Annotated in this window: 29 protein-coding genes; 16 read left to right on the top strand and 13 right to left on the bottom strand. The window is 73.2% G+C overall.

Features of this window, described 5'->3' with window-relative positions:
• Positions 1–7: 7 nt before the first annotated feature.
• A complete protein-coding gene (locus ACFZBU_RS25495; RefSeq protein ID WP_391585962.1) occupies positions 8–214 on the bottom strand; it encodes a hypothetical protein in 207 nt (68 codons plus the stop codon).
• Between the two features lie 542 nt (positions 215–756).
• Between ACFZBU_RS25495 and ACFZBU_RS25490 the strand changes: the two genes are divergently transcribed.
• Positions 757–1,272, top strand: coding sequence for an NUDIX hydrolase (locus tag ACFZBU_RS25490; protein WP_391585961.1), 516 nt, complete (start codon positions 757–759; stop codon positions 1,270–1,272).
• A 161-nt stretch (positions 1,273–1,433) separates the two neighbouring features.
• Positions 1,434–2,231: an exodeoxyribonuclease III gene (locus tag ACFZBU_RS25485; RefSeq protein WP_391585960.1), complete on the top strand. Its 798-nt coding sequence runs from the start codon at positions 1,434–1,436 to the stop codon at positions 2,229–2,231.
• A gap of 192 nt (positions 2,232–2,423) precedes the next feature.
• On the opposite strand, the gene ACFZBU_RS25480 is transcribed toward ACFZBU_RS25485, so the two are convergent.
• Both ACFZBU_RS25480 and ACFZBU_RS25475 read right to left on the bottom strand, forming a co-directional pair.
• Positions 2,424–3,536, bottom strand: a complete 1,113-nt coding sequence (locus ACFZBU_RS25480) for a nucleotidyl transferase AbiEii/AbiGii toxin family protein (RefSeq protein ID WP_391585959.1) — start codon at positions 3,534–3,536, stop codon at positions 2,424–2,426.
• Between the two features lie 36 nt (positions 3,537–3,572).
• Positions 3,573–4,532 carry a helix-turn-helix transcriptional regulator gene (locus ACFZBU_RS25475; protein WP_391585958.1) on the bottom strand — a complete coding sequence of 320 codons (960 nt, stop codon included), beginning with the start codon at positions 4,530–4,532 and terminating at the stop codon, positions 3,573–3,575.
• A gap of 101 nt (positions 4,533–4,633) precedes the next feature.
• Here ACFZBU_RS25475 and ACFZBU_RS25470 point away from each other — a divergent pair, with 101 nt between their 5' ends.
• Complete coding sequence (locus tag ACFZBU_RS25470) at positions 4,634–6,010, top strand: MFS transporter (RefSeq protein WP_391585957.1); 1,377 nt, start codon at positions 4,634–4,636, stop codon at positions 6,008–6,010.
• Positions 6,011–6,132: 122 nt separating this feature from the next.
• Here the strand turns inward: ACFZBU_RS25470 and ACFZBU_RS25465 are convergent, their stop codons facing one another.
• The gene (locus ACFZBU_RS25465) at positions 6,133–6,585 is read right to left on the bottom strand and encodes a winged helix-turn-helix transcriptional regulator (protein ID WP_391585956.1); all 453 of its coding nucleotides are present in this window, start codon (positions 6,583–6,585) and stop codon (positions 6,133–6,135) included.
• Between the two features lie 118 nt (positions 6,586–6,703).
• Between ACFZBU_RS25465 and ACFZBU_RS25460 the strand changes: the two genes are divergently transcribed.
• Positions 6,704–7,333, top strand: a complete 630-nt coding sequence (locus ACFZBU_RS25460; RefSeq protein WP_391585955.1) for an NADPH-dependent F420 reductase — start codon at positions 6,704–6,706, stop codon at positions 7,331–7,333.
• A gap of 16 nt (positions 7,334–7,349) precedes the next feature.
• Here the strand turns inward: ACFZBU_RS25460 and ACFZBU_RS25455 are convergent, their stop codons facing one another.
• Both ACFZBU_RS25455 and ACFZBU_RS25450 read right to left on the bottom strand, forming a co-directional pair.
• Positions 7,350–7,733, bottom strand: coding sequence for a DUF488 domain-containing protein (locus ACFZBU_RS25455; RefSeq protein ID WP_391585954.1), 384 nt, complete (start codon positions 7,731–7,733; stop codon positions 7,350–7,352).
• 93 nt (positions 7,734–7,826) lie between these two features.
• Complete coding sequence (locus ACFZBU_RS25450; RefSeq protein ID WP_391585953.1) at positions 7,827–8,462, bottom strand: NAD(P)-dependent oxidoreductase; 636 nt, start codon at positions 8,460–8,462, stop codon at positions 7,827–7,829.
• Positions 8,463–8,736: 274 nt separating this feature from the next.
• On the opposite strand from ACFZBU_RS25450, the gene ACFZBU_RS25445 reads away from it, so the two are divergent.
• Both ACFZBU_RS25445 and ACFZBU_RS25440 read left to right on the top strand, forming a co-directional pair.
• Positions 8,737–9,405 carry a helix-turn-helix domain-containing protein gene (locus ACFZBU_RS25445; RefSeq protein WP_391586239.1) on the top strand — a complete coding sequence of 223 codons (669 nt, stop codon included), beginning with the start codon at positions 8,737–8,739 and terminating at the stop codon, positions 9,403–9,405.
• A 121-nt stretch (positions 9,406–9,526) separates the two neighbouring features.
• Complete coding sequence (locus tag ACFZBU_RS25440; protein ID WP_391585952.1) at positions 9,527–9,862, top strand: VOC family protein; 336 nt, start codon at positions 9,527–9,529, stop codon at positions 9,860–9,862.
• Positions 9,863–10,109: 247 nt separating this feature from the next.
• On the opposite strand, the gene ACFZBU_RS25435 is transcribed toward ACFZBU_RS25440, so the two are convergent.
• Positions 10,110–10,661 (bottom strand): GNAT family N-acetyltransferase, encoded by a 552-nt coding sequence (locus ACFZBU_RS25435; RefSeq protein ID WP_391585951.1) that lies wholly within the window; start codon positions 10,659–10,661, stop codon positions 10,110–10,112.
• Between the two features lie 399 nt (positions 10,662–11,060).
• Between ACFZBU_RS25435 and ACFZBU_RS25430 the strand changes: the two genes are divergently transcribed.
• Genes ACFZBU_RS25430 through ACFZBU_RS25420 form a run of 3 tightly spaced genes read left to right on the top strand, consistent with a single transcriptional unit; the run spans position 11,061 to position 12,920 of the window.
• Positions 11,061–11,567, top strand: coding sequence for a methylated-DNA--[protein]-cysteine S-methyltransferase (locus tag ACFZBU_RS25430; RefSeq protein ID WP_391585950.1), 507 nt, complete (start codon positions 11,061–11,063; stop codon positions 11,565–11,567).
• Positions 11,564–12,280 carry a 2OG-Fe(II) oxygenase gene (locus ACFZBU_RS25425; RefSeq protein ID WP_391585949.1) on the top strand — a complete coding sequence of 239 codons (717 nt, stop codon included), beginning with the start codon at positions 11,564–11,566 and terminating at the stop codon, positions 12,278–12,280. Before ACFZBU_RS25430 ends, ACFZBU_RS25425 begins: the two co-directional genes overlap by 4 nt.
• On the top strand, positions 12,270–12,920 hold the full coding sequence (locus ACFZBU_RS25420) for a hypothetical protein (RefSeq protein WP_391585948.1): 651 nt from the start codon (positions 12,270–12,272) through the stop codon (positions 12,918–12,920). Before ACFZBU_RS25425 ends, ACFZBU_RS25420 begins: the two co-directional genes overlap by 11 nt.
• Positions 12,921–12,971: 51 nt before the next feature.
• Here ACFZBU_RS25420 and ACFZBU_RS25415 read toward each other — a convergent pair whose 3' ends face one another.
• A complete protein-coding gene (locus ACFZBU_RS25415) occupies positions 12,972–13,442 on the bottom strand; it encodes an N-acetyltransferase (RefSeq protein ID WP_391585947.1) in 471 nt (156 codons plus the stop codon).
• Between the two features lie 523 nt (positions 13,443–13,965).
• Here ACFZBU_RS25415 and ACFZBU_RS25410 point away from each other — a divergent pair.
• Entirely contained in the window at positions 13,966–14,400 is a 435-nt protein-coding gene (locus ACFZBU_RS25410; RefSeq protein WP_391585946.1) for an NUDIX domain-containing protein, read from the top strand.
• 124 nt (positions 14,401–14,524) lie between these two features.
• On the opposite strand, the gene ACFZBU_RS25405 is transcribed toward ACFZBU_RS25410, so the two are convergent.
• The gene (locus ACFZBU_RS25405) at positions 14,525–15,130 is read right to left on the bottom strand and encodes a hypothetical protein (protein ID WP_391585945.1); all 606 of its coding nucleotides are present in this window, start codon (positions 15,128–15,130) and stop codon (positions 14,525–14,527) included.
• 276 nt (positions 15,131–15,406) lie between these two features.
• On the opposite strand from ACFZBU_RS25405, the gene ACFZBU_RS25400 reads away from it, so the two are divergent.
• The 4 genes from ACFZBU_RS25400 (at position 15,407) to ACFZBU_RS25385 (ending at position 18,533) form a co-directional block, all read left to right on the top strand.
• Positions 15,407–15,985: a TetR/AcrR family transcriptional regulator gene (locus ACFZBU_RS25400; RefSeq protein ID WP_391585944.1), complete on the top strand. Its 579-nt coding sequence runs from the start codon at positions 15,407–15,409 to the stop codon at positions 15,983–15,985.
• Between the two features lie 145 nt (positions 15,986–16,130).
• Entirely contained in the window at positions 16,131–17,369 is a 1,239-nt protein-coding gene (locus ACFZBU_RS25395) for a cytochrome P450 (protein WP_391585943.1), read from the top strand.
• A gap of 199 nt (positions 17,370–17,568) precedes the next feature.
• Entirely contained in the window at positions 17,569–18,000 is a 432-nt protein-coding gene (locus tag ACFZBU_RS25390) for a DUF732 domain-containing protein (protein ID WP_391585942.1), read from the top strand.
• Between the two features lie 83 nt (positions 18,001–18,083).
• Positions 18,084–18,533 (top strand): RICIN domain-containing protein, encoded by a 450-nt coding sequence (locus tag ACFZBU_RS25385; protein WP_391585941.1) that lies wholly within the window; start codon positions 18,084–18,086, stop codon positions 18,531–18,533.
• 238 nt (positions 18,534–18,771) lie between these two features.
• On the opposite strand, the gene ACFZBU_RS25380 is transcribed toward ACFZBU_RS25385, so the two are convergent.
• From ACFZBU_RS25380 to ACFZBU_RS25365, 4 genes are all read right to left on the bottom strand, one after another.
• Positions 18,772–19,269: a hypothetical protein gene (locus ACFZBU_RS25380; RefSeq protein ID WP_391585940.1), complete on the bottom strand. Its 498-nt coding sequence runs from the start codon at positions 19,267–19,269 to the stop codon at positions 18,772–18,774.
• 479 nt (positions 19,270–19,748) lie between these two features.
• Positions 19,749–20,972: a beta-ketoacyl-[acyl-carrier-protein] synthase family protein gene (locus ACFZBU_RS25375; protein ID WP_391585939.1), complete on the bottom strand. Its 1,224-nt coding sequence runs from the start codon at positions 20,970–20,972 to the stop codon at positions 19,749–19,751.
• 180 nt (positions 20,973–21,152) lie between these two features.
• Entirely contained in the window at positions 21,153–21,785 is a 633-nt protein-coding gene (locus ACFZBU_RS25370) for a response regulator (RefSeq protein ID WP_391586238.1), read from the bottom strand.
• Positions 21,786–21,790: 5 nt separating this feature from the next.
• Entirely contained in the window at positions 21,791–22,969 is a 1,179-nt protein-coding gene (locus ACFZBU_RS25365; protein ID WP_391585938.1) for a histidine kinase, read from the bottom strand.
• A gap of 223 nt (positions 22,970–23,192) precedes the next feature.
• On the opposite strand from ACFZBU_RS25365, the gene ACFZBU_RS25360 reads away from it, so the two are divergent.
• Together ACFZBU_RS25360 and ACFZBU_RS25355 are read left to right on the top strand one after the other, a co-directional pair.
• Positions 23,193–23,969 carry an ABC transporter ATP-binding protein gene (locus ACFZBU_RS25360; RefSeq protein ID WP_391586237.1) on the top strand — a complete coding sequence of 259 codons (777 nt, stop codon included), beginning with the start codon at positions 23,193–23,195 and terminating at the stop codon, positions 23,967–23,969.
• Entirely contained in the window at positions 23,966–26,404 is a 2,439-nt protein-coding gene (locus ACFZBU_RS25355) for an ABC transporter permease (protein ID WP_391585937.1), read from the top strand. The genes ACFZBU_RS25360 and ACFZBU_RS25355 overlap by 4 nt, the downstream gene beginning before the upstream one ends.
• Positions 26,405–26,520: the final 116 nt, after the last annotated feature.

The following is a 26,520-nucleotide window of genomic DNA, read 5'->3' as shown; positions in this document are numbered from 1 at the left end:
GTCGCCGTCACCGGGTGAGCAGCTGCAGGTTCCGACGCATGCGTACCGATTCGACCGCGGCGGCGCTCTGCACCACCTCGTGGGCCACCCGCTCGGCACGCCGGGCCTTGGCGGCGGCGCGCCGGGTGCGCAGGGCCGTCATGACCAGGCGGTCCTGCTCGGCACCGGCGAGAAGCTCCTGCTGACGGGTCTTGTAAAGCTCGTACTCGATCACTGTGTCCACCTTCTGTTACTTCGACCCGGTCTCCCCGGCTCGTGGTAACAGCTTCTCGCCCCAGTGGGGGTCCGGACATGAGGCGGATGCCGCATCTATCCCGCCCCCCGAACCCGGCCCGATACCTAAGCCGCGCCGAGGAGCCCTAAGGCGAAGCAAGGCGGAGTAAGGCGGAGTAAGGCACCCTCTGAGGCCCCCGAGCCGGCCCGGTCCGCGGGGCCGAGCGGCGGTGCGGGTGCGGCCCGTTGCGACGGGTGGGCGGCCGGCCGGGCGATCGATCGTATGCGGAGGTATACCGCCGATCGGCGCGGCGGACAACCGCCGTGGGCGGGGTCCCGGCCGACCGAGGCGGGCACGCGCGCGGACGCGGCCGGGAGCTATGCGTCGGGCGGGGCGACGGGTCGAGGAGCGGCGATGGCGGTACCGACGCGTGTCGGGCGGGGCGCGATGCGGCCGAGATCGGCTCCGCCGTGCCTTCCGGGGCGGCACGCGGGCTCGACCCCGGGCCGGCCGCCGTCGCCCGGCCCGCGAGGATGGCGGTCATGGCGTCAACCGTGCTCGCATCGCTGACCGTGCCCTGGATCTCCACCGCGCACCGGATGGACGTACTGCGCTGTGCCGACCCGCCCGAGGGCTACATCGTCACCACCGCCTTCGTCCTCGCGTTGGACGGCCTCGGGCGCACGCTGCTGACCCGGGTGGACCGCCCGGGACGCGGCTGGGAGGTGCCGGGCGGGCACCTGGACCCGGGGGAGACTCCGGTCGGAGCGGCGGCGCGCGAGCTCGCCGAGGAGGCCGGGCTGCGGGTGGCCGCCGAGCGCCTCACCCTGTTCGGTGGCCAGCGGATCACCCTCCTGGACATGCCGCCGGCCGACTACCGCTATCCGCGCCGGACATTCCAGGCGTTCTTCACGGTGCGGCTGCCGGATCCGGGCGTGCCGACCCGGCCCGACCCCGGGTCCGAGTGCGACGCGGCCGAGTGGGTCGAGCCGGCCGAGGTGGCCGCGCGCTGCCCCGGCGCGGCCTGGCAGGCGCTGCACGCTGCGCTGCTCGGCTGAGACGGCCGCCGCGGCCCGGCGCCGTCGTACGGCCCGGGCGGCCGTACGGTCCCGCCCGCCGATCCGGGGTCGCCCGACGTCGACGGCCCGCCCCGCCCGCCGATCCCGGGCCGCCGCACCCCCCGACTTCGCACCGACCCGAAACGGGCTAATCTGCACCGATGATCACCGTCTCCACCGCCAACGTGAACGGCCTGCGTGCCGCCGCCGGCAAGGGCTTCACCGAATGGCTGAACACGACCGAGGCCGACGTGGTGTGCCTCCAAGAGGTGCGGGCCACCCCCGACCAGCTCGCCGACGAGGTGCGCGACCCCAAGGGTTGGCACGCCTACTACGCCCCGGCGACGGCCAAGGGCCGGGCCGGCGTGGCCGTGTACAGCAGGGTCGAGCCGACCGCGGTGCGGATCGGGTTCGGGTCGGCCGAGTTCGACGCGGCCGGGCGGTGGATCGAGGTGGACCTGCCCAAGGTGACCGTGGCCAGCCTGTACCTGCCCACGGGCGAGGCGGAGACGCCCAAGCAGGAGGAGAAGACCCGGTTCATGGCCGACCTGGTCGCGCACCTGAAGGTGATGCGGGCGACGGCGGCGATCGGCGGGCGCGAGTCGTTGGTGTGCGGGGACTGGAACATCGCGCACACCGAGCACGACATCAAGAACTGGAAGGGCAACGTCAAGAAGTCCGGCTTCCTGCCGGAGGAGCGGGCCTGGCTCGACGCGTTGTTCGGCGCGGCCGGCTGGCACGACGTGGTCCGCCGGATCCACCCCGACGGCCCCGGGCCCTACTCGTGGTGGTCCTACCGGGGGAAGGCGTTCGACACCGACGCGGGCTGGCGGATCGACTACCACGTGGCGACCCCGGCCCTGGCGAACGCGGCGGTCACCGCCGTGGTCGAACGCGCCGACACCTACGCGGAGCGCTGGTCCGACCACGCGCCGGTGACCGTGGCCTACGACATCTGAACCGCCCGAGGCAGCCGAGCCCGCAGCGATCCCGGCCCGGCCCGGACCGCCCGCCGGCCGAGCCGGGCCCATTCGCGGGGCCGGAGAGGGATCTGCCCGCTCGGCGCCCGGTCAGGGATCCGGTCGCCCCGCCCCGATCAGGAAACCTGGCGCGCCGGGACCCGATCGGCGAACCGGACGCACCGGACCCGGTCAGCGACCCGGGCCGGGTCGGCCCGAAATCGTGCCCAGCGCGTGCCCGAGCCGGGCCAACCAGGCCGCCTCCGGCCCCCGCGCCGACGGATGCGCCGCGCGGAACCTGTCCCAGTCCGGCACCGACCAGGACGCGACCTCGCCCGGGGCGACCGGCACCCCGCCCACGACCCGACCCAGCAGCTCCCGGCGCAGCCGGGTGTGCGGCGATTCGGCGAGCAGGACCGCGTCGTACAGGTCCTTGGCGAAGACGCCGGCCTCGGCCGCGTCCCTGCGCAACCAGCGCAGCTTCCAGGCCAGGGACAGCGCCCGGCTCGCCGCCGGCGCCACCACCGGCGGCCCGCCGCCCGCGCGCGGGATCGCCGTCCAGCGCGCCGGCTCCGGCACCCACTCGTCGAAGGCGTAGTCGACCCGGATCGTGCCTTCCGGCAGCCCGTCCGCACGCCAGGGGACGATCAACCGCACGCCGCGCGCGCCGTCGCCGTCGCCGTACGAACCTCCACCCTCGGAGTGCGCGCGACCGGCGTCCAGGACCACCCCGGCGCCCGCATCGGGGCACCTCGCCAGGGCCTCGACGAGTTCGTGGTGCGGTGACTCGCCCACGTCGGCCCACTCGTCGTCCCACTCGGCGTCCCACCGGTCGTCGTACTCGTCGTCGTACGGGTCGTCGCAAAGGGTGTCGACCTGTACCCACGCGGTGCCCTCGGGCGGTGGGCAGGCCCGGATGCCCCGCGTGTCGAACTCCTCGTCGCACCACAGGTCACCCGCGCCCGCGCCCGCGAACACCTCGGGCCACTGTTGGACCACGGCACGCTCCGGGACGTGCGGGTGTGGGCGATCCGGCCGGACCGGCCGGATCGGCGAGGGCGACACGACCCAGTCCAGATCACCCGGCTCGCGCGCCGCCGCGCCCAACCACGCGATCAACGGCATGCTTCCGCGCAGCACCAGTGCGCCGGCCGAGGGGCCCTCGGTGCACAGCCGCAGTGCGTGCTCCAGCGCCCGCCGCCGAGCGGCCCACCAGCGCCGATGCTGCGTCGGATCGGCGAACGTCGGTGCTTCGATCCCGCGCCCGCGATCGGAGGCCGGGCCGTTCGGTGTGCTCGCGGTCACCCGCTCACCCGCTCACCCGTTGCCCGGCTCACCCGCTCACCCGCTCAGCCGGGCGGTGGGGCCCGCGGTCGCCGGGTCGTCGGTCCGGTCCGTCGTCATGGCGAGTGCCGAAGTGGGTTGGCTCCAGCGGGACTTCTTCCGGCAGCGCGCGCAGCACCAGTGTGTGGTCGTCATCGCCATCAGCTCGGCCATGCGCTCCCGTGTGACGTCGTCGGCCGGGGTGTACACCATCATCCGGGTCTCCGGCACGCTCGGCAGCAGCTTGGTGCCCGCGAACTCCATCCGGCCCAGCTGGTTGTGCATGATCCGCTTGACGTGCCGATTGCCCGAGCCGACCTCGCGGCGCGCCCACAGCCGGGCGAACTTCGGACTGCTGCTCGCCAGGCGTCGCACGAACGACTCCCACTCCGGTTCGCCTACGTGCCGGGCGAACGAGGCCTGCAACTCGGCGACCATCCGCGGTTCCTCGAAATCCCGGTCGAGGAACGGATTGCACGGGTCGGGCGACATGAACGTGGCCCAGATCACGTTGCGTTCGTCGGCCGCCTGCTCGACCAGGCCGGGAAACAACTTGTGGTACGCCTCGTTCCAGGCCAGTACGTCGTACCGGGCGTTGTACACGGCGGCCGGATTCGGGACCAGGCCGTCCAGGATCTCCTGGATCTCCACCGGCAACGTCGTCCCCGACGGCGCCTCGATCTCCCACGGCACCTGGGCGAGTCGGTACAGGTGGGTGCGCTCGGCCGCGTCGAGCCCCAGTGTGCGGGCCACCGCGTCCAGCACCTGCACGCTCGCGTTGATCGGACGGCCCTGCTCCAGCCACGTGTACCAGGTCACCCCCACACCGGCGAGCATCGCGACCTCCTCGCGGCGCAACCCGGGGGTGCGCCGGCGCAGGCCCGGCGGCAGGCCGACGTCCTCCGGGGTCCGGCGCTCGCGCCGGCTGCGCAGAAATGCGCCCAGTTCGGTGCGTCGGCTGGCGGTGTGGGTGCTCATCCGGCCATCCTCGTGCCTGCCGTGGTTCGCTGCCAGGTGCTCTCGGTACCAGGATCGACAGGCTCTCGGCAACAGGACCACACTGCCCGCACGCTCCTGGCATGACCACCACGACCGCGGCGCCGGACACGGCGCGACGCGCCCATCCGCTCCTACTGACCGCACTGCTCACCGCCCAGTTCATGGCGTTGCTGGACACCTCCGTCGTCAACGTCGCCGGCCCCACGATCCGTACCGACCTGGACACCAGCGGCGCGGGACTGCAACTGGTCATCTCCGGCTACACCATCGTCTACGCGATGCTGATCGTCACCGGCTCGCGGCTGGGCGGTCGGCACGGCTTCCGCCGGGTGTTCGGCATCGGCCTGGTCGTCTTCACCGCCGCGTCGCTGCTGTGCGGCCTGGCCTGGGACGACACCTCCCTGATCGCGGCCCGCGCGATCCAGGGCGGCGGCGCCGCGCTGATGGTGCCGCAGGTGCTCAATCTGATCCAGGCCACCTACGCGGGCGCCGACCGGGCCCGGGCGATGGGGCGGTATGCGGCGACCATCGCGGGCGGCATGGTCGCCGGCCAGGTGTTGGGCGGACTCCTGGTCAGCGCCGACCTGTTCGGGCTGTCCTGGCGGCCGGTGTTCCTGATCAACATCCCGGTCGGGATCGCGCTGTACGTGCTCGCCCGGCGGGTGATGCCGGCCGGTGGTACCCCCGCGGCACGCGGCCTGGACGTCCCGGGCCTGGCACTGCTCGCTCCCGCGCTGCTCGCGCTGGTCGTCCCGCTGGTGATGGGGCACGAGTTGCACTGGCCGACCTGGGGCTGGTTCAGCCTGGGCGCATGCGCCGTGCTGTTCGGGCTGTTCGCGATCGTCGAACGACGCGCGGCGGCGCCGCTGATCCCGGTCGAGCTGCTGCGGGTGCCGGGTGTGGTGGCGGGGGCGGCCACGCTGCTGTTGGCGATGACGGCATTCGGCGGGCTGATGTTCGCCACCGCGTTGTACGTGCAGAGCGGGCTGGGCTACAGCGCGCTGGAGGCGGGGCTGACCTTCATCCCGTCCTCGGTCGTGTTCGCGACGGTGTCGCTGCGGTGGCAACGGTTGCCCGCGGCCTGGCATCGGCGGTTGCCGATGATCGGGATGCCGATCGGTGCGCTCGGGTTCGCGGCCACCGCGTGGGGGTTCGGCAGCGGACAGCCGCTGGCGGTGCTGCTCGCCACGATGATCCTGAGCAGCTTCGGACTGGGCGTCGCGTACAGCCCGGTGATGATGCTCGCGCTGCGCCGGGTTCCGCTGCCGCGGGCATCGGACGCGTCCGGGCTGATGGTGACGATGATCCAGCTCGGGCAGGTGCTCGGGGTGGCCGCCTTCGGCACGCTCTACCTGTCGGTGGGTGCCGACTTCCACCACGCGGGCGAATTGACGGCGTGGACGATCGCGGCGACGGCGCTGGCCACCACCGTGCCGGCGGCCCGGTTGGCTCGGTGATCGGGAGCCGGGCCGGCGGGTCGATGAATGAGAGCCGGGCCGGTCGGGTCGGTGCTCGGGAGCAGGAAGCCGGGGCCGGGAGCCGGCTCGTTCATTTCGGTCGGTGCTCGGGGCCCGGTTCCTCAGCCGGTGTTCGCCGCTGCGTCCGCCGCGTCCTGGGCGGCCAGGACGCGGTGGCCGTGTTCGACCGACCAGGCGCCGAGTGCGCGGAACGGGACCAGCAGGGTCTCGCCGAGGTCGGTCAGCGCGTACTCGACGCGCGGCGGGGCCTCGGCGTAGGCCCGGCGGATCACCAGGCCGTGGTATTCGAGTCGGCGCAGCGTCTCGTTGAGCACCTTGGCGCTGATCCCGCCGATCTGCGCGGCCAGCGCGCCCGGCCGCATCGGGCCGTGGGCCAGGGCGTAGACGACCACGCTGTTCCAGCGGTTGGTGAGCAGGTCGAAGCCGATCCGGGCACGGCAGTCGGCGACGAACTCGCCTTCGTGTTCGGTCCTGACGTGCTCGCCCTCGCGTCGGGTCACCTCGTGCTCGCCTTCGCGTCGAGTCGCGTCGTACTTGCCCCCGGGCTCGGTCATGGGTCCATTGTGGCCCGGTCGATGGTTACCGAATGGTGTGGATCGGCCCGCCTAGCTTCGAGGGGTCGGAGACGGCGAGGGTCGGGGACGACCTCTCGAAGCGAGCGGGGTGGCTGCGGTGCGAATCGGAATTCTGGGTGCGGGCAACATGGCGGGCGCGTTGGGCGCCAAGTGGGTCGAGGCCGGGCACGATGTGCTGATCGGGGCACGATCGGCGGAGCGGGCGCAGGCGTTGGCGAAGCGGATCGGGGCGCGGGCGGGCGGTTTCGCCGAGGCGGCCGAGCACGGTGACGCGGTGTTGGCCTCGGTCGGGCACGCCGCGACCGCCGAGGTGATTCCGCCGGTGGCGGGCCTGTTGGTGGGGAAGGCGGTGCTGGATTGCGCGAACCCGATCGTGCCGGGGCCGGGGGGCCTGATGTTGACCACCGACGGCGGGCCGTCGGCGGCGCGCACGCTCGCGAACGCGGCGCCGGGGGCGCACGTGGTCAAGGCCTTCCATCTGGGCGCGGCCGAGCTGTGGGCGGGCCCGCACGCGGCGGGACTCGCCGTGCCGCTGTGCGGGGACGACCCGAACGCGCTCGCCGTGGCGCACACGTTGGTCGCGGCGCTGGGCGCGGTGCCGCTGCCGGTCGGCGGGTTGGATCGGGCGGGCTACCTGGAGGCGACCGCGGCGATCGTGATCGGGATGTGGTTCGCCGACCAGGACCCGCGGACGATGTTGCCGGCGGCGGAACACGCGCACGGGTAGGGCCGCGACGTCGTCCCTACGGGCCCTCGCCCAGGTACTCGATCAGGACCGGCACGTGGCTGTGGTCCGGATCGCGGACGGCGGTGAGCAGGGTGAGGCGGCCGTCGCCCGCCCGGGCGAGCAGCGCGGCGCGGGCCGCGTGCGCGGGTGCGGTGTCGAGTTCGTCGCGGTAGCGGGCGCGGAACACCTCCTCGGCCAGGCCGCCGGCGTGCCAGGCCCGGCGCAGCTCGCTGGAGGGGGTCAACTCCTTGGGCCACGCGCCGACATGCGCATCCGCCTTGGCGATGCCCCGCGGCCACAACCGGTCGATCAGGACGCGCAGGCCGTCGTCCGGATCGGCCGGCTCGTACACCCGGCGCACGGTGATGGTGGGTCCGCCGGTGGTGTCGCGCCGAGCCATCGTGCCTCCCGCTCGTGTGGTGATCGGTGGCCTGTACCCGGCTCGGGGCGATCTCACCGCGGGGCCGGCGCGGCGCCCGATCCCGGTGCGGGTTCAGTACGCGATGCCCACCGGTCGGCGGTAGGTCGCCGGGTCGTCCAGGACCGCGAGCATGCCGTGCGCGAGGTCGGCCCGGGCGATGGTGCTGCCGCGCGGGACACTGCCGCCGATGTGGGTGCGGTAGGTGCCGCGGCCGGCGCCGTCGGTGAGCTTCGGTGGCCGCATCGTGGTCCAGTCCGCGTCGCTGCGGGCCAACTCGGCCTCCATCGCCGCCAGGTCCGCGTACACCGCCTTGAGCGCCGCGCGCAACATCGGGATCAGCGCGCCGCGTACGAACACCGAGTCCTCGCGCGGCGTCGGGCCCACCGGCGCCGCGCTGATCGTCACCACGCGTCGCACGCCGGTGTCGGCCATCGCGGTCAGGATCGCGGCGGTCGCCGCCGCCGCGATGGCGGGGCTCTTGCGATTGCGTGGTCCGATCCCGGACAACACCGCGTCGCGGCCCTCGATCGCCTCGTGCAACTCGGCCGGGTTCGTCACGTCCGCCCGCACGACCTCGATGTTCGGGTGTTCGAAGGCCGGTCGGGACGGGGCCCGGACCACGGCGGTGATCTTGTGTCCGGCGGCTGCGGCGTGGCGCAGGACGTGTTCACCGGTGGCACCGGTCGCGCCGAGGACGGTGAGCCTCATATCTGCCTCCCGAGGTGGGTGAGTGTTCACTCACCCTTCCATGGTGAATACTTGCTCACCACTACGTCAAGTCCGGGAGACGGACCGCCCCGAATCCCCTCGGAGCCACTCGAAACCCCCGGATCGCACCGCCCACGACGAACGGACGACCGCCTCGATGCCGCACTCGCCCCGCCCGGAACCCCAGCGGCGGGAGCCGCAGTCGGCGCCGACCCCCGGACGGCGCCCGGCCGTGCCCACCCGGCAGCGGATCCTGGACGCCGCCGAGCACCTGATGCGCACGCTCGGCCTCGCGCGGACCACGACCAAGGAGATCGCCCGGGCCGCCGGTTGCTCGGAGGCCGCGCTGTACAAACACTTCACCGGCAAGGAGGAACTGTTCGTCGCGGTCCTCCAGGAGCGGCTGCCGCCCCTGGGCCCGCTGCTCGCCCAACTGGCCGAAGAGCCGGACGAATCCGATGGGTTCGGCGGCTCGGGTGGCTCGGTGGGCTTCGTGGAGGCCGGCGGCTCCGGTGGTTTTGATGGCTCCGGCGATTCCAGTGGCTCCGGTGGGTCCGTGGAGTCCGGCACCGACCCGGTCGAGCGGCGGCTGGCCGCGATCGCGAGCCGCGCGGCCGAGTTCTACGAGCAGAGCATGCCGATCGCCTCGTCGCTGTTCGCCGAACCCGCGCTGCTGCACCGCCACCGCGAGGCGCTGCGCGGCATCGGCGCCGGCCCGCACGTCCCGCTGCGATTGCTCGCCGCCTACCTCACGGTCGAACGCGACCGGGGCCGGATCGACCCGGACACCGACCCCGAGGCAGCCGCCGCGATGTTGCTCGGCGCGTGCTACCAGCGGGCGTTCCTGCGGCACTTCATGGGCATCGAGGACGGCCCCACGGTGGCCGAGTTCGCCGCGAGCACGGCCCGGACGCTGATCCGAGGCATCGCCGCCCGCTCCTGAGCGCGGCCGAGGCCGGGCCGGTGCGTGTCGCGGGGCGCGCCGCGTCGGTGTCGGTGCGCAGTGCGACACTCCGATGAGGAAGGTGGGCCGCGATGTCGGACCCGGCTCCTATCGTGCGCGTATGGAATTGAAACAAGAGATGATCACGATCGACTGCGCCGACCCGGGCACGCTGGCCGCGTGGTGGGCAAACGCACTGGGCGTGGAGATCGCCCAGGACTTCGGCGAGTTCGTGATGGTCGCGGCCCAGCCCCTGGTCCTCGGTTTCCAGCAGGTCCCGGAGGATCGGGCCGGCAAGAACCGGCTGCACGTGGACTTCTCCACACCGGACCGCCCGGCCGCGGTCGAGCGCCTGGTGGCCCTGGGCGCGACGGTGGTGGCCGAGCGCAGTGCACCCGGCCTGAACTGGACCACGATGCAGGACCCGGCGGGCAACGAATTCTGCGTCTCGGGCTGACCGACGACCGGCCGCCGGCATCGATGGGGACCGTGACCGGTCCCGGTCGATGTCGGCGGCCGTGTTCGTTCGTGGGCGTGCACGTCTGCCGCGTGCACGTCCGCCGCGTGAATGGCTGCCCCTTGCCCCAGGCGCCGCATCTCGGGTCGCCCTGATTGCGCCGCGGCCTTCCGGCGCCCGTCGCGGCACGGTCCGTTCCCGCCGCGGCCCATCCGAGGCATGACCCGCGGCGCCGCTCACCTTCGGGTCAGGGGTGGGTGCGTAGGTAGCGACCGCGGGGGAGTTCGGTGACCAGGACCGGTTTGCCGTGGGCGGGGACGGTGGTGCGGCGTTCCTCGGTCATGCCCAGCTTGCCCATCACCGCGAGGGATGCGGTGTTGTCCACGTGGCAGATGGAGATCAGGCGCGGTACGCGGGCGTACTCGAATGCGAAGCGCAGTACCTCGAAGGCGGCCTCGGTGGCGATGCCGTGTCCCCAGTACGGGCGGGCCAGTCGCCAGCCGATCTCCACGGCGGGCATCACCTCGGGCAGGAACTCCGGTACGGCCAGGCCCACCCAGCCCGCGAGCGCACCGACCGGGCCCGGGTCGGGGGTGCGCAGCTCGACCGCGAAGAGGCCGAACCCACGGGTCTCCCAGGTGAGTTCGTATCCGGCCAGGGCGGCGGCGCTCTGCTCGGGGGTGCGCGGCAGGCCGTCGCCCACGTAGCGCATCACCTCGGGGTCGGCGTTCATCGCGGTGAGCTCGGGCAGGTCGTCGTCACGCCAGCGGCGGAGCAGGAGACGGTCCGTTTCGATCATCGGACCATCCTGCCCGACGCGGCGGGCGGCCCGTTCGGATCGACCCCGCCGTGACCCCGGCCCCGCCGCGCCGCTCGCCGCGCCGCTCGCCGCGCCCCGCGGCGAGCCCGCGTCCGCGCTCGGCTCGGCGCTTGGGTCGAGGTCTGGGTCGAGGCTTGGCCCGGGGCCCGGGCCGGCATTCGATTCGGCGCCCCGCCGGGCACCCGCTCGGCATGCGATTCGGCACCCGCCCCGCTTCCGGATCGGCGCTCGAATCAGGGTTCAACGCCATGTCCGATTCCCGCCGGACGACGGGCTCGTCATCACGCACAGTGGAACCCGGAAGCACCTGTGACCAGTGCACACGGCAACCGGCCGGTGCCCGCGGCGACCGCCGCGGCCTCGACGAAGGAAGCGCTCATGACCGTCCACACCACCCTCGACAGCCCCCTCGGCGAGCTGCTGCTGATCGGCGACGAACGCCCCGACGGCACGCTCGCGCTGGCCTCGCTGTCCGTGCCGGGCCAGAAGGGCGGCGCCGCCGTGCCCGCCGATTCGCGCCCGGCCCCGGCCGCGTTCGCCGAAGTGGTCCGCCAACTCACCGCCTACTTCACGGGCGACCTGCGCGTCTTCGACCTGCCGACGGCGCCGCGTGGCTCGGCGTTCCAGGAACGCATCTGGGCCGCGGTCGACGAGATCCCGTACGGCACCACCACCACGTACGGTGCGATCGCCGAACGGGTGGGCACCTCGCGAGCGGGGGTGCGCGCGGTCGGTACCGCGATCGGCGCCAACCCGCTGCTCCTGATCCGGCCGTGTCACCGGGTGATCGGCGCGGACGGCGCGCTGCGCGGGTACGCCGGCGGCCTGGACCGCAAGGAGTACCTGCTCGGCCACGAAGGCGCCCTCCCGGCACAGGTGCGGTGAGCGCCGTGGACACACTGTTCGCCGCCGAGCCGGCGACCACCACGGAACTCGCCGCGCACGTGGACGAGCACGGCCACGCGCTGACCCACCGGATCCTGGACCCGGACACCTGCCGCGAGATCGCCGAGCTGTACGACCGCCCGGAACTCTTCCGGGCCACCATCGACATGGCCCGGCATCGTTTCGGCTCCGGCCGGTACCGCTATTTCGCCGCGCCCGTGCCGGAGCCGATCGCGACGCTGCGCGCGTCCTGCTACCCGCACCTGCTGCCGATCGCCCGCGCGTGGGCCGCCCGCCTGGGTCGGCCCGCGCCCTGGCCGGACACCCTGGACGAGTGGCTGACGATGTGTCACACGGCGGGCCAGACCCGGCCGACGCCGATCCTGCTGCGCTACGGACCGGGAGACTGGAACGCGCTGCACCGGGACCTGTACGGCGACCTGGTCTTCCCGCTCCAGGTGGTGATCGGCCTGGACGAGCCCGGAGTCGACTACACCGGCGGCGAGTTCCTGATGGCCGAGCAGCGATTTCGGGCCCAGTCGCGAGGCACCGCGATCAGCCTGCCGCAGGGGCACGGGCTGATCTTCACCACCCGGGACCGACCGATCCGTTCGGCCCGCGGCTGGTCGGCGGCGCCGATGCGGCACGGCGTCAGCACCGTGCACACCGGGCTGCGCCGCACGCTCGGCCTGGTCTTCCACGATGCGGCGTGAGGTGATGTACACGCTGATCGGACCGGACGGGCGGCCCTACCGCAGCACGACCCCCGGCACGCTGGGCGGCACCACGAACGGTCGGCTGTACGGGCGGTTGGACTGCCGCAGTGCGCTGCGGGCGATCGCGCGCGGCGGCTATGTCGCGAGTCGGGTGTTCTTCGCGGACGAGGCCGTCGCGGTCGCCGCCGGGTTCCGGCCGTGCGCGGTGTGTCTGCCGGCGGCCTACGCCCGTTGGAAGGGCCGCCCGCCGGCGCCGCACACCGACACCGAACTGGCCGCGCTGTTGGGCCGGTTGACCGGCTGCCGGACTCTGGCGATAGGGCACGGGCGAGACCGCGCCTCGACCGCGGCTGCGCATGCGCTCGCGGCGGCCTGGCCGGGCGAGGTGACTGCCCTCGTCTCGTGGCCGGAGCAGGCCGCGTCGTGGCTGCGCCCGGCGTTGCGGCTGACCGCCCAGGCTCCGGACGCGTGGGTGGTGGCGGGTGCGGCACCGGGCTGGGCGGGCATGCGGGACCGGCTGCTGCGCAGTACCGATTGGGATCCGCAACGCACGTACGCCTTCGCCTCGTTGGCGGACGCGATCACCGATCCCGATCGGGACGACGGGCCGTGGTGGGCGGCGGCCCGGCCGGGTTGAGGACGGCCGGGTCGAGGTGGCCGGGGCGGGCGGTGGCGGGATCGACGCCGGCTACCGTTTCGCGTACCGGATCCGCTCGAACGGCCAGTGCTCGGCCAGCCACGCGGAGACCTCGCGGTAGACCGGCTCGTCGAGTTCGGCCCGATCGGCCCGAACCCAGGAGCGCACCGAGGTGACGGCGGGGTCGTCCCGGTCCGGGTGGATGTAGACGCAGCCGATCACGTCGTAGTCGCCGGCGTTGCCGCCGTTGTCGAGCACGGTGTAGGTGAAGCCGGTGCGCCTGGTGAAGTCGTCGGCGTGCCGGACCAGATCACGCAGATTGTCGTCCGCGGACAGCCCGTCGAGTGGTGGCCAGTGGCGACCGGCGAAGCCGGGGGTGGCCCGGATGTGCTCGATGCTCGACGACCACGCGGCCAGATCGGCCCGGTTGTGCCGGGCGGCCAGTGGCTCCAGTCGAAAGGACGGGGTGCTCGGCGGCGCGGGCACGACGAAATCCGTCGGGACGAAGGTGGGTTCAGCCATGCGGGGAGCCTACGCGGGCCGGTGGGGCCGATGGGGCCGGGGGACCGCGGGTTGATTGCCTCCGATGGCGGGCGCGGCGGGTTCGCGCCACCCCGCGGGTGGCGTGCGGCCCTGTCCGGGGTCGGCACGCGGAGACCGCCGTAGCCGAGCCCCTCGACGTCGGCTGCCACCTCGCGTACCGCGCCGGCCGGTTGCCCGTCGACCACGACGGTCCACGGGTTCGACCGCGACGGCCCACGGGCCGAGTCGTGCGGACCTCGCCCGTCGGGCCGGGACCCCTTCGGTCGGTGGCGTGCGGGCTGGGTCAGACTTCGTGGTCATGGACACCCAAGCGGACGGCCACGCAGGCACCCATGCGGACGGTCACCGGGACGGCCTTGCGGACAGTCACGGAGGCACCCGAGCGGACGGTCGTGGAGGCACCCATACGGGCGGCCCCCCGGACCGCCTTGCGGAGAGTGCTGCGGATCGCCGGACCGACGGCGGCGCGGACGGGGGAACGGATCGGGAAGTGGTAGGCCGGTTGACCACCGCTGCCGGGGCGTTGTTCTTCGATGGCGAGGGACGTGTGCTGCTCGTCGAGCCCGACTACAAGCCGGGGTTGGAGTTTCCCGGCGGGATCGTCGAGCCGGGGGAGTCGCCGTGGGCGGGCTGTGTGCGGGAGGTTCGGGAGGAGTTGGGGATCGTCCTGGACGGGCCGCCGAGCCTGCTCGTCGCACAGTGGGTGGCGCCGGTGGACGGCCACCGGGGTGGGATGCGCTGGTTGTTCGACGGTGGCGTGTTGACCCCGCGTCGACTCGCCGGAATCCGGCTCCAGGCCGACGAGTTGCGGGCCTGGCATCTGCTGACCCCGGATCGGGGTGCGGCGGCGATGCCGGCGGAGCGGGCCCAGCGGTTGTGGGCCGCGCTGCGGGCGCGTGACAGCGGTCGGCCGATGTATGTGGAGGCCGCGACCTGATCCGCGCGCCGACCGGGCGATCGAGCGCCCGCCGCTTGTTGTCCGCTCGTCGCCCGCTGATCGTGCGTTTATGGCGGCAGACCCATGGGGCAACCGGCCCCGGACGAGCCGCCGGTCGCGCCGGTCAGCCCTGCGGCGCGTCGTTCGTCACGACCGTCGCGAGTACCTCGACGAGCGGGATCGGCGCGGCATCGGCCGGCGGCGGATACACCAGCAGCGTGCCGTCGGCCGCGACGCCGAAGCAGCCGCCGGCGCGGCCGGTGCGCGCGGCCTCGTCCGGGTCGAGCACGATCGGCGGCCCCGCGACCAGGGTCGGGGTGTCCGGGGTCAGGCCGGCCCGGAGCACGGCCGCGCGCAAAGCGTGGGCCCGACCCGGGTGCGAATTGCGCAGCCACACCTCCCGAGCCGGTACGGCGCCGCGCTCCAGGAACGGCCGGCCCGCGCGGTCGAGCGAGAACAGGTCCAGGACCGGTCGACGCCGATCGACGACGGTCGGCCGTCGGCGGAAGAGCCGGGCCGGCCCTCGCACGGGCGGGTAGCCGATGACCGGCAGCCCCGGGACGCCCCGGCTGTCGAGCTCCGCCGCCGTCGCGGCCAGGAGGATCTCGATGCGTTCGATGATCCGGGCCCAGTCCGCGGGTCGACTCGCGGTCGGTCCCGTGCCGGCTTCGGCCGCCGGGTCCGCCGGCCGCCGCCGCTCCGCTTCGATGCGGGCGTCGAAGTCGCTCATGGCGGCAACCTACCGGCGCGAACCCGGCGGCGGGCGGGCGGCGATCGACGCCGACGGGTCGGCGGTTCGGCCCACCCCGGTGCGGAGGTCCGACCCGCTCGCCTCGCAGGGGCTTCACCGGCCTGCTCGACCGTCAGTCCGGCCACCTCCGGCCCTGGCCGAACGGCAAGCCACTTTCCTTGCGAACAACGGTGTCGAGATGAAAATTGACGCCCCATCAGCCTTGTCGATTGGCAGAGGTCGACGTATGTTCATGCCCAACAGGAAGGGGGACCCGTGGCGATCCCGGCACCCGAGGACACCTATGACAAGGTGCTCCAGGCGGCAGAGGAACTGTTCGGCGAACAGGGCTTCGCCGGCACCTCGCTGCAGGCCATCGCCGACCGGGTCGGGGTGACCAAGGCCGCCCTCTACTACCACTTCCGCACCAAGGACGAACTGCTCGACGCCCTCCTGCGCCCGGCCCTGAACGATCTGGACCGGGTGTTGGAGGTCGCCGAGAGCAGGCGCGGCAGCACCGCCCGCCAGCGCCTGTTGTTCGAGGGCTACGTCGACTTCCTCATCCGGTATCGCACCCTCGCCGTCATCCTCGACCGGGACGTCGCGATCGGACGCCACCCCGCCATCCAGCCCCGACTCGCCTCGATCACCGCACGGGTGCGCGAAGTCCTCGACGACGTCGACGACTCGATCGAGTACCGCGTGTCCACGGCCGTGGCAATGGGCGGCATCTATTCCGCCGTCGCCGCCTTCCCGGAACTGCCCGACGACGAACTCGCGCGCATCCTGCGCGGCGTGGTCCGCAAGCTGCTGGGCCCACGCCGCAGGGCGCCGGGCCCGGTCGCCGGGACCTGACCAGCACTCCGCACCCACCACCACCGGCCCACCATCGGTGGCCGGTACGCAGCACCGCAGCACCGCACCACCGCGCTTCCCGGCACTCGTCCCCGGCCGGTTCCCGCGGCGACCTCGCACACCCTCCGGCAACGGGAGTTCCACCATGACGTGTCCGGTCCTCGACCACGGCTTCGACCCCACCGACCCCGACCTGTACACCACGCGCATCCCGCTCGACGAGTTCGCCGAGCTGCGCAAGACCTCGCCGGTGGTGTGGGTCCCGCAGACGCCCGAGGTCTCCAACTTCGGCGACGACGGCTACTGGCTGGTCACCCGGCACGCGGACGTCAAGGAGGTCTCCACCAAGCCGGAGATCTACTCGACGAACAAGAACACGGCGATCATCCGGTTCGCCGAGGGCATGGACATGAGCAACATCGATGCGCAGAAGCTCATCATGATCAACATCGATCCACCGGAGCACACCCGGCTGCGCAGCATCGTCCAGCGCGGCTTCACGCCCCGGGCGATCAACGCGCTCCAGGCCGCGCTGACCGAGCGGGCCGCTCAGATCGTGCGCGACGCCAAGCTCAAGGGCTCGGGCGACTTCGTCACCGAGGTCGCGTGCGAGCTGCCGTTGCAGGCGATCGCGGAGCTGATCGGCGTACCGCAGGAGGACCGCAAGAAGATCTTCGAGTGGTCGAACAAGATGCTCGGCTACGACGACCCGGAGTACGCGGAGTCCACCGAGGTCGGCGCGCAGGCCGCCGCCGAACTGATGTTGTACTCGATGGGCATGGCCGAGGAGCGCAAGGCGTGCCCGGCGCAGGACATCGTCACCCGGCTGATCACCGCCGAGTCCGACGGCAGCCTGTCCTCGGACGAATTCGGTTTCTTCGTCCTGCTGCTGGCGGTCGCGGGCAACGAGACCACGCGCAACGCGATCACCCACGGCATGCTCGCGTTCTTCGACAACCCCGACCAGTGGGAGCTGTACAAGGCGGAGCGGCCGGAGACCACGGCGGACGAGATCGTGCGCTACTCCTCGCCGGTGATGTCCTTCCAGCGCACCGCGACCCAGGACACCGTGCTCGGTGGCCAGGAGATCAAGGCGGGTCAGCGGGTCGGCATCTTCTACAGCTCGGCCAACTACGACGCCGACGTGTTCGAGAACCCGATGAAGTTCGACATCACCCGCAACCCGAACCCGCACCTGGGCTTCGGCGGCGGCGGTCCGCACTTCTGCCTGGGCGCGTCGCTGGCCCGGATGGAGATCAACCTGATGTTCAACGCGATCGCCGACGCGATGCCGGACATCAGCAAGGCCGCCGACCCCCGACGCCTGCGACACGCATGGATCAATGGGATCAAGGAACTTCAGGTGAACTACACGGGCAAGTAGCCCACCGGAACCCGGTCGGGTCACATGTTCGTGACCCGACCGAACACGACGGGCGCCGTCCGCTACGGGAGCAGCGGGCGGCGCCGTCATGCCGTCGGAGGGGGCGGCTCCGCGCGGAATGGATCACGACTCGGTGAAGGACGCCCGTTCGGGTGGTTCGGGGGCGTAGCCTCCGCGGCATCCGACTGTGGGGAGTCCCGTGAGCAATCAACCGCCGCCGCCGCGTCGACGGATCGGCAACCGTGTCGTGGGGGCATGTGTTGCCATCGTCCTGGTGATCGGCGCCGCCGTGTTCGTGGCAAGTCTGGTGCAGGGAAAGGAAGACGGCGAAGCGGCGGGTCCGGCATCGGCCGGGCGGCCGGACTCCTCGCCGGCCGATGGGAGCCGCTCGCCCACCGATGCCAGGTTCGTCGCCGAACTCGGCCGCTCCGCACCGCAACTCGTGGACGGCAAGGCCGACTTGGGCGTCCTGTTGAGCATGGCCAATGTGGCCTGCGGGTGGGTGCAGATGGGCAAGGACCGGGAAGAAATCGCCGGCCGCATCATGGGCGTCACCTACACCCACGACGAGGCCCTGGCCATCACCAACGCCGCCATGACCGGCTACTGCCCGAACAGAGGGCGCAAGTAGGGACGTGGGCCGGCGGGCGACATGTGGGTGCGGCGTGCAAGGGTGACTGGTTCAAGATCATGGATCGGGACCAGGGGTGCGACGTGGGTGGCGTTGACGAGGGCGTGTACGTGCTGCGGAATGTGCACAGCGGGCTGGTCCTCGAAGTCGAGGGAGGGCGGACCCACAGCGGGGCCAATGTGTGGCAGGGCGTGGAGGACGGTTCGAGCGCGCAGCACTGGCGGATCACCGCCGTGCACGCGGGCGGTGCGGTGTACCACGTGGAGCACGTGACCAGCGGGAAGCGGCTGGACGTGACCGGGGCCTCGGAGGAGAACGGGGCCAACGTGCAGCTGTGGCGGGCGAACAACTTCGGCGCGCAGGAGTGGATCCTGGAGCAGCACGCCGACGCGCCGGGCCGGGTCACGCTGGTCAACTACGTCAGCGGGCTGCTCCTGGAGGTGGCGGACGGCAGCACCGAGCCCGGCGGCAACGTGCGGCAGTGGGAGGACACCGACCGCGCCTCGCAGTGGTGGGCGCTCGAACCGCGCTGACCGTGCCGCCCGGGCCGGCTGGGGCGCGCTGACCGTGCCATCCGGGCCGGGTGACCGTGTCGTGCGAGACGGGTGACCGTGTCGTGCGAGACGGGCCGGGGCGCCGCCGGCCTGCCTGGCAGTGGGGGCGCTCGAACCGCGTCGACCGTGCCCGGGGTGCGACGGCCCTGCCGGGCGAACCGTGCCGGCTGTGTCGTGCGAGACGGGACGGCCGCCGCCGGCCCGCCTCGCGTTGCGACTATGCGGCGGCGACCACGTGGGTGCGTGCGAGTGCCGGGGCGACCGGGCGCGGGCGGGCAGCGGGGCGGACGAAGACGAACAGGCGCAGCACCACGAACCGGCCGATCCCGGCCAGGCCGGACGCGCCCAGGTAGACGCCCTGTTCGACCAGGACCCCCGCGCCCGGCGCCGCCGCGTGCAGGCCGAGCACCGCGGCCGTGGTGAACAGGTAGGCGACCAGCGCGCTGAGCGCCGACTGGCCGTGGGCGCGCAACCCGGCACGCCCGCCGCCGAAGGTGAACCGGCTGTGCAGCTCGGTGGCGGCCACCGTGGAGACCACGGTCACGAACGCGTTGGCGACCGCGATCGGCATCGTGCCGGAGAGCACGACCAGCGCGCCCGAGGAGGCGATCCCGGTGCCGCCACCGAAGACCACGAACCGCGCGAACGCGGCGATCGAACCGGACTTCCCGGCCCTGCCGCCGGCTGCGTTGGTGTTCTTCCCCGTGGTCTTCATGTCCTTCAGCCTAGAAACGAATGAGGCCAGAGACGTTCCTGATTCACCCGATGCGCGCGAGGTGTTCGGCAAAAACACGGCGGTTCGCCGAAGCCCCTCTCCCGCTTGGCCTCCGGGCACCCCGTCCCTCGCTTCGGAACGGCCGTGCCGACCCCCAGCCTGCTGGAAGACCGGCGCCCGGCGCACCCGATTTTCGCCCGCGCGACGTGTCCGCACGGAACGGTTGTGGGGCCGCCCCGGGCCGGTTCGCTCGGAGGTCGTTCGCTCCGCCCGCACCGTCCGCTTCGGTCCCGCTGTGTCACGCCGCGCCCCGCCTTGCGTCGCACCGTGCCGCCCCGCCCACTCGATCCGCTTCCTTCGCGACCGAGGCGCGGGCATGCGACGACCCCGGTCGGTGCGTCGGGACGCGGGGACCGGGGTCGGGCGAGCGCGGTGTTTCCTCGGGGGCCGTACCCCCGCCAAGTCCCGCCGGATGGAGCCTAGTTCGCCGAGGTGAAGACCAGGGCGGCGTTGTGGCCGCCGAAGCCGAAGGCGTTGGCGACGGCGACGTTCAGGGGGCCCACCCGGGGCTCCTTGGCGACCACGTCGAGGTCGATGTCCGGGTCCTGGGAGTCCAGGTTGAGGGTGGCCGGGATGACGCCGTCGCGCAGCGCCGACACCGCGGCGACCGCGGCGATCGCGCCGGCCGCGCCGCACAGGTGGCCCAGCATCGACTTGATCGCGGTGACCGCCGCGTGCTTACCGATCGCCTCGGTGATCGAGGCGGCCTCCAACGCATCGCCCCCCGGCGTCGAGGTCGCATGTGCCTGGATGTGGTCCACGTCCGCGGCGGCGACGCCCGCTTCGGCCATCGCCATCCGCAATGCCCGGACCTGGCCCGGACCGTACCCGGCGGTGATGTGGTTGGCGTCCGAGGTGACCCCGGCGCCGGCCAGGTACGCGTGCACGGAGGCGCCGCGTGCCGCCGCGAAGTCGGCCCGCTCCAGGACCAGCAGCGCGGCCCCCTCGCTCATCACGAACCCGTTCCGCCCGGCGTCGAACGGACGCGACGCCGCGGCCGGGTCGCCCTCGTAGGTGGACAGCGCGCGGGCCTGCGCGAAGCCCGCGATCGGCAGCGCGCCTATCGTCGCCTCCGCGCCACCCGCGATCACCACGTCGGCGCGGCCGAGTCGGATCAGGTCCAGGGCGTACGCGATCGCCTCCGAGCCCGACGCGCACGCGCTCACCGGGGTGTAGGCGCCGGCCCGGGCGCCGAACTCCATGCTGACCTGCGCGGCCGGTCCGTTGGGCATCAGCATCGGCACGGTGTGCGGGGACACCCGGCGCACGCCGGACGCGGCCAGCACATCGTGCTGCGCGAGCATCGTCATCGCACCACCCATGCCGGTGCCCACCACCACGGCGAACCGTTCCGGCTCGACCGTCGGCGCGCCCGCGTTCTCCCACGCCTCGCGCGCCGCCACGAGTGCGGCCTGCTGGCATCGGTCCAGCCGCCGCGCCCGGACCCGGTCGAGCACCGTCTCGGGGCAGACCCGCATCCGTCCGGCGATCCGCACCGGCAGGTCGGCCGCCCACGCGTCGGCCAGGGCTTCGATTCCCGACTCGCCCGCGAGGAGGGCCGCCCACGTGGACGGTACGTCCCCGCCCAACGGCGTGGTCGCACCCATCCCCGTCACCACCACATCGGTCTTGCCGAGCGTCATAAAACGCACCCCAGCTCTGTCGAAGCATTGTGGAAACACGACACGGGTGGCCCACGCGCGCTCGCGTATGGGCCACTTGATCCGCAACGCTGTCAGGGAAAAGTCGGCGGGCGGGTATCGACACCGATAAAGAGGACGTCCTATTACTTGTGGAGTCCCGACAACCGACCGGTAACCGGCTCAGCCCCGCAAATACGTCAGAACGGCCAATACCCGCCGATGATCGTCGGCCGCGGGGGGCAGATCCAGCTTGGTCAGGATGCTCGCGATGTGCTTGGACACCGCCGCCTCGCTGACCACCAGGGCCCGGGCCACGGCCGCATTGGAGCGCCCTTCGGCCATCAGCGCGAGCACCTCGCGCTCGCGCGGCGTCACCCTGGCCAGCGGGTCGCGCCGCCGGGCCAGCAGCTGGCGGATCACCTCGGGATCGACCACCATGCCGCCGCCGGCGACCCGCTCCAGTGCGGCCATGAATTCGGTCACATCGCCGATGCGATCCTTGAGCAGATAACCCGTACCCGCCCCGTCGCGAGCGTCCAGCAACTCGTCGGCGAACGTCTGTTCGATGTACTGGCTCAACACCAATACCGCCAGGTCCGGACGCGTCCGCTGGAGCTCGCGGATCGCCCGCAGGCCCTCGTCGGTGAAGTCCGGCGGCATCCGGACATCGGCGATCACCACATCCGGGGCGTGCGCGTGCACCGCCTCCACCAGCGAGGTACCGTCGCCCACCGCCGCCGGCACCTCGTGTCCGAACCGCTCCAGCAGGCCTACCAGACCCTCGCGCAACAACACCGAATCCTCCGCGATCACCACCCTCAACCGCCGCACGGTATCTCCACTCGCACCAGGGTCGGCCCGCCGATCGGGCTCGACAACAACATCCGACCATCCACCGCCGCGACCCGGTCGGCCAGCCCCGTCAAGCCCGAACCGGCAGCCGGGTCCGCGCCGCCGCGCCCGTCGTCGGCGACCTCCAGGACCAGCACCCCGTCCCGGATCCGCCCATCCACCCGGCAGCGCTCGGCGCCGCCGTGCCGGGCGGCGTTAGCGAGCGCCTCGCACACCGCGAAGTACGCCGCCACCTCCACCGAGGCGGGCAGCCGCGACACCTGCACGTCGGTGTCCACCGGCACCGGCGAACGCCCCGCCACGTCCCGAATCGCGGCGGGCAGCCCGCGCTCGGTGAGCACCTGCGGATGCACCCCGCGGATCAACTCGCGCAACTCCGCCAGCGCCTCCCGGGCCATCGCGTGTGCCTCGGCCACCTCCCGAGCCGCCCGCGAATCCGCCGGCAGGTCCAATGCGGCCAGCCCGAGCTTCATCGTCAATGCCACCAGGCGCTGCTGCGCGCCGTCGTGCAGATCCCGCTCGATCCGTCGCTGCTCGGCCTCGAACGCGTCCACCAGGCGGGCCCGCGAGCGGCGCACCTCGGTCAACTCGGCGTCCCGCGAGCCCAGTACCGCGACCGCGACCGCCGAGCGTGCACCCGCCCACGCCGCGATCGGATAGGCCGCGACCGGCAACAACACGAGCCCCGCGAAGACCCCACCCACCGATGCCCACGGCGTCGCGGTGGGTTGCCACGGCGCGCTGAGCAGCACACCGGGAATCCCCACCGCGACGAACAACACCGCCAGGTCCACCCATCCCAGGGTGAGCACCGACAACGCGCCCCAACCCACCTCGCGCCACCCGGCGGGCTCGCGCAGCGAGGACCGGTTCGGCCGCGCGTCCGGCGCCACCAGGCGCAACCTGCGCCGCTCGAACGGTCCCGCCACCGCGACCAGGACGGCCAACACCAGACCCGCGCAGAGCACCGCCGCGACCGGCCCGACCCGGTCCCAGGACGCGGCGATCCCACCCGCCGCGACGCCGCCGGCGACCCCGGGCACGCCGCCCGCCAGCAGATACGCGATCGAGCGCCACGGCCAGGCCGAGGACAGGAAACCCACCGGGCGCGAGGTCAGCGCCTCCAATACGTTGCGAGGAATCACCGCTCGACCGTAGCCGGCACCCGAACCGCTGTCGGTAGTGCCAGGTGGAGTGTTCGAACCAGACCTGGCACCAATGCGCCGACCCCACCCGGCGACTTGACTCGACGCCGTGACGAACCAACCCGGCGCCGCACCGCGCCACCGCGCAGACCCGTCCGAACCTTCGCCACCCGGCGCCGTGCCGCGCGAGCGCGCGGACCTGTCCGAACACTCACCCGGCGCCGTGCCGCGCGACCGCGTTCGGCACCCGGCCGCGACCCGCGGCGGCGGTGTCGCGGTGCGGCTGCGCGACGTCACCCGGGTATTCCCCACCGGCGGCGAACCGGTCACCGCGCTCGACGGGGTCGATCTGGACATCGCCGTGGGCACGATGACCGCCGTGATGGGCGCCTCCGGCTCCGGCAAGTCCACCCTGCTCCAGTGCGCCTCCGGCCTGGACCGACCCACCTCCGGCCTGGTCACCATCGCCGATACGGTCACCCGCGACCTGGACGAGCGTGCGCTGGCCCGGCTGCGCCGTGAGCACATCGCGTTCGTCTTCCAGACCCTCAACCTCGTCTCCGCGCTCACCGCGGAGCAGAACGTCGCACTTCCGCTGCGGCTGGCCGGCCGGCGCGCCGACCCGGTGGCGGTGGCCGAGGCGTTGGCCGCCGTGGGGCTGGCCGATCGTGCCCGGCATCGACCCGACCGACTGTCCGGCGGTCAGCGGCAGCGCGTGGCGATCGCCCGAGCCCTGATCACCCGGCCCGCGGTTCTGTTCGCCGACGAGCCGACCGGGGCGCTGGACAGCACCGCGTCGCGCACCGTGCTCGGCCTGCTGCGAGCGCTGGTCGACGAGTACGGCCACAGCGTGGTCATGGTCACCCACGACCCGGCCGCCGCGTCCTGGGCCGATCGGGTCGTGCTGCTCGCCGACGGGCGCGTGGTCGACGAACTCGCGCACCGGGCCGACCCGCAGACGATCGCCGCCCGGGCGGCGGCGGCCGAGGGGCAGGCGTGAACACCCTCGCCACGCTGCGCGAACGCGGCATCGCGGTACTGGGGTCGCTGCTCGCACTGGTCGTGGGCACGGCGATCCTCACCGCGAGCGCGCTGATCCTGCTCACCGGCGATACACCCGTGCCCGAGCGCTACGCCGGCACCCCCGTCCTGCTGCAGAGCACGCATGGTGCACAACGGGACGGCGCGTTCGCCGAGCCCGCGCCGTGGTCGCCCGAGCGCACCGCACGGCTCGTGCGCGAACTGGCCGCGATCCCGGGGGTGCGGGCGGTGGTCGCGGACCGATCCTTCTACGCGCAGGCCCTGTCGGACGGGCGACCGGTGGGCGGGTCGGACCGGGACGCGTGGGTGGGCCACGGGTGGTCCGGTTCGACACTCGCGCCTGCTCCGCTGGTCGCCGGGCGCGCTCCGCAACGCGCCGACGAGATCGCCGTGGACGCCGGACTCGGGCTGCACCCGGGCGAGTCCGTCACGGTGCTGACCGCGAGCGGGCCTGCCGCGTACACCGTCAGCGGCACGGTGCGCGGTTCCGGCTACTACGTCACCGACGAGCGGGCCGAGGCATTGGCCCCCGGCGTGCGGGTGCTCGGCCTGCACCTGGCCGACGGCGCCGACCCGCGGGTGGTGGCCGCCGCGGCGCGCTCCCTGGCGTCCGCCGACGCGCGCGTGCTCACCGGCGCCGACCGGCGCGACCTGGCGCCGGCCGCGGATCGACGCACGTCGTGGATCGGCGCCCAGGTGATCACCGTGTCGGCCGTGCTCGCGGGCTTCGTCACGATCCTGGTGGTCGCCGCCACCTTCGCCTTCGGCGTGCTCACCCGGCGCCGCGAACTCGCCCTGCTGCGCGCCATCGGTGCCGATCCCGGTCGGGTTCGCCGCGCGTTGTACGCCGAGGCGCTGGTGTTGGGCGCCCTCGGGTCGGCCGCCGGTGTGCTGATCGGCGTGCTCGGCGCACCCGCGGCGGCCGCCGCGCTGGTGGACGCCGGCTTCGAACCGATCGGATTCGCGATCCGGATCCCCGCCGGGATTCCGGCCGCGACGTTCGTGGCGGGCGTGGGCACCGCGCTGGTCGCCGTGTGGTCGGCGTCCCGGCGAGCAGGTCGGATCGATCCGCTGGAGGCGCTGCGCGAGGCGACCGTCGACGAGCGGCCGATCGGGCGGGTCCGTCTGGTCGCGGGCATCGCGAGCGTGGTCCTGGGCGGCGGCTGCGCGCTCGCGAGCGCGTTCGCGGCGCCGACCGAGATGATCACCTGGGCGTTGGCCACGGCGGTCGCCTCGATCACGGGCGCGACCCTGCTCGCCCCGGTGTTCGTGGCCCCGTTGGCCCGCGCGCTCACCCGGCCGTTCGTCCGCCGCGCGGGCGCCGGCGCGCTGCTGGTCCGGGAGAGCGCCTGCGCGGCCGTGGGGCGCACCGCCTCCACCGTTGCACCGGTGCTGGCCACGATCGCCTTCGTGGTGCTGATCACCGGCAACACCCGCACCGGCGCGGAGGCCTACGCGGGCCACGCGAGCGCGACGACGCGCGCGACCGGCGCCGTGGTCGCGCGCGGTACGCCGGGCCTGTCCGACGCCGCGGTGGCGCGGGTGCCCGGCAGCGCGCTTCTGGTCGGCACCGTGTACGCGGGGCCGGCCGAGATCGCCCTCGACGCGGCGGGCATCGACCCGGACGCCTTCGTCCGCACCCACGACCGGCTGGACCTCGTGCGAGGCACGCTCACCGACCTGGTCGGCCCGGACACCGTCGCGGTGACCACCTCGACTCTCGCGGCACTCGGTCGAATCCCGTCCCAGGGCGCGGAGTTCACCTTTGCGGACGGGCGGACCCGGACGTTGCGCATCGTCGCGGTGCTCGAGGACGGCGCGGTCCCGCACGGCGTACTGCTCGCTCGGGAAACCCTCCGGGCACACGACCCGGGCGCGCTGACCGAGGTGGTTCATCGCACCGACGGGCCGGCGATCGGGCGCGGCGACCGTGCCGCGACCGCACTCGGTCTCCGGGAGACGAGCGTCGCGGCGTACGCGAGGCGGGCGGACGCCGAGGAGGACCGGCTGATCGACATGTTCACCCTGATGCTGGTGGCGACGACCGCCGGCTACACCGCCTTGGCCATCGGCAACACGCTGCTCATGGCGGGCGCCGGCCGGGTCGCGGACTTCCGGGTGCTGCGACTGTCCGGGGCGACCCGCCGCCAGGTGTTGTGCGCGGTCGCGGGGGAGACGACGCTCGTGGTCGCGCTGGGTGTGCTGCTCGGCAGCCTGGTCGCGGTGCCGTCGTTGTTGGGGATGCGGGCCGGGCTCGCGGGCACGCTCGGCACGTCGGTGCGCCTGGTGGTGCCCTGGGCGCCGGTGACCTGCGCGATCGTGGTGTGCCTCGGAATCGCCCTCGCGGCGAGCGTGCTGCCTGCCCGACGGGCGATGCGCGGGGTGGCGCCGTGAGTGCGAGCCGGGGCGGCCCGGCACGTTGACTCCTGTGCGGGCTGTGCCGCCGGCATTATGGGCCATTTCGTTCCGATCGACCCGGCCTTTCGGGAAATTGCCGAAAAGCCGGCGAA

The organism is Embleya sp. NPDC008237 (assembly GCF_042956465.1).
Classification (GTDB): domain Bacteria; phylum Actinomycetota; class Actinomycetes; order Streptomycetales; family Streptomycetaceae; genus Embleya.
Note: the sequence above shows the minus strand (reverse complement) of the source record. Positions and strands in the feature narration are given on the sequence as shown.

What these genes read in the sequence shown, in the direction of transcription:
- ACFZBU_RS25465 (WP_391585956.1), bottom strand. Translation starts at nt 6,585, where the DNA reads ATGACCGAGCCCGGGGGCAAGTACGACGCGACTCGACGCGAAGGCGAG.
- ACFZBU_RS25490 (WP_391585961.1), top strand. Translation starts at nt 757, where the DNA reads ATGGCGTCAACCGTGCTCGCATCGCTGACCGTGCCCTGGATCTCCACC.
- ACFZBU_RS25405 (WP_391585945.1), bottom strand. Translation starts at nt 15,130, where the DNA reads ATGAGCGACTTCGACGCCCGCATCGAAGCGGAGCGGCGGCGGCCGGCG.
- ACFZBU_RS25395 (WP_391585943.1), top strand. Translation starts at nt 16,131, where the DNA reads ATGACGTGTCCGGTCCTCGACCACGGCTTCGACCCCACCGACCCCGAC.
- ACFZBU_RS25450 (WP_391585953.1), bottom strand. Translation starts at nt 8,462, where the DNA reads ATGAGGCTCACCGTCCTCGGCGCGACCGGTGCCACCGGTGAACACGTC.
- ACFZBU_RS25420 (WP_391585948.1), top strand. Translation starts at nt 12,270, where the DNA reads ATGCGGCGTGAGGTGATGTACACGCTGATCGGACCGGACGGGCGGCCC.
- ACFZBU_RS25470 (WP_391585957.1), top strand. Translation starts at nt 4,634, where the DNA reads ATGACCACCACGACCGCGGCGCCGGACACGGCGCGACGCGCCCATCCG.
- ACFZBU_RS25415 (WP_391585947.1), bottom strand. Translation starts at nt 13,442, where the DNA reads ATGGCTGAACCCACCTTCGTCCCGACGGATTTCGTCGTGCCCGCGCCG.
- ACFZBU_RS25430 (WP_391585950.1), top strand. Translation starts at nt 11,061, where the DNA reads ATGACCGTCCACACCACCCTCGACAGCCCCCTCGGCGAGCTGCTGCTG.
- ACFZBU_RS25455 (WP_391585954.1), bottom strand. Translation starts at nt 7,733, where the DNA reads ATGGCTCGGCGCGACACCACCGGCGGACCCACCATCACCGTGCGCCGG.
- ACFZBU_RS25440 (WP_391585952.1), top strand. Translation starts at nt 9,527, where the DNA reads ATGGAATTGAAACAAGAGATGATCACGATCGACTGCGCCGACCCGGGC.
- ACFZBU_RS25435 (WP_391585951.1), bottom strand. Translation starts at nt 10,661, where the DNA reads ATGATCGAAACGGACCGTCTCCTGCTCCGCCGCTGGCGTGACGACGAC.
- ACFZBU_RS25380 (WP_391585940.1), bottom strand. Translation starts at nt 19,269, where the DNA reads ATGAAGACCACGGGGAAGAACACCAACGCAGCCGGCGGCAGGGCCGGG.
- ACFZBU_RS25475 (WP_391585958.1), bottom strand. Translation starts at nt 4,532, where the DNA reads ATGAGCACCCACACCGCCAGCCGACGCACCGAACTGGGCGCATTTCTG.
- ACFZBU_RS25375 (WP_391585939.1), bottom strand. Translation starts at nt 20,972, where the DNA reads ATGACGCTCGGCAAGACCGATGTGGTGGTGACGGGGATGGGTGCGACC.
- ACFZBU_RS25445 (WP_391586239.1), top strand. Translation starts at nt 8,737, where the DNA reads ATGCGCACGCTCGGCCTCGCGCGGACCACGACCAAGGAGATCGCCCGG.
- ACFZBU_RS25485 (WP_391585960.1), top strand. Translation starts at nt 1,434, where the DNA reads ATGATCACCGTCTCCACCGCCAACGTGAACGGCCTGCGTGCCGCCGCC.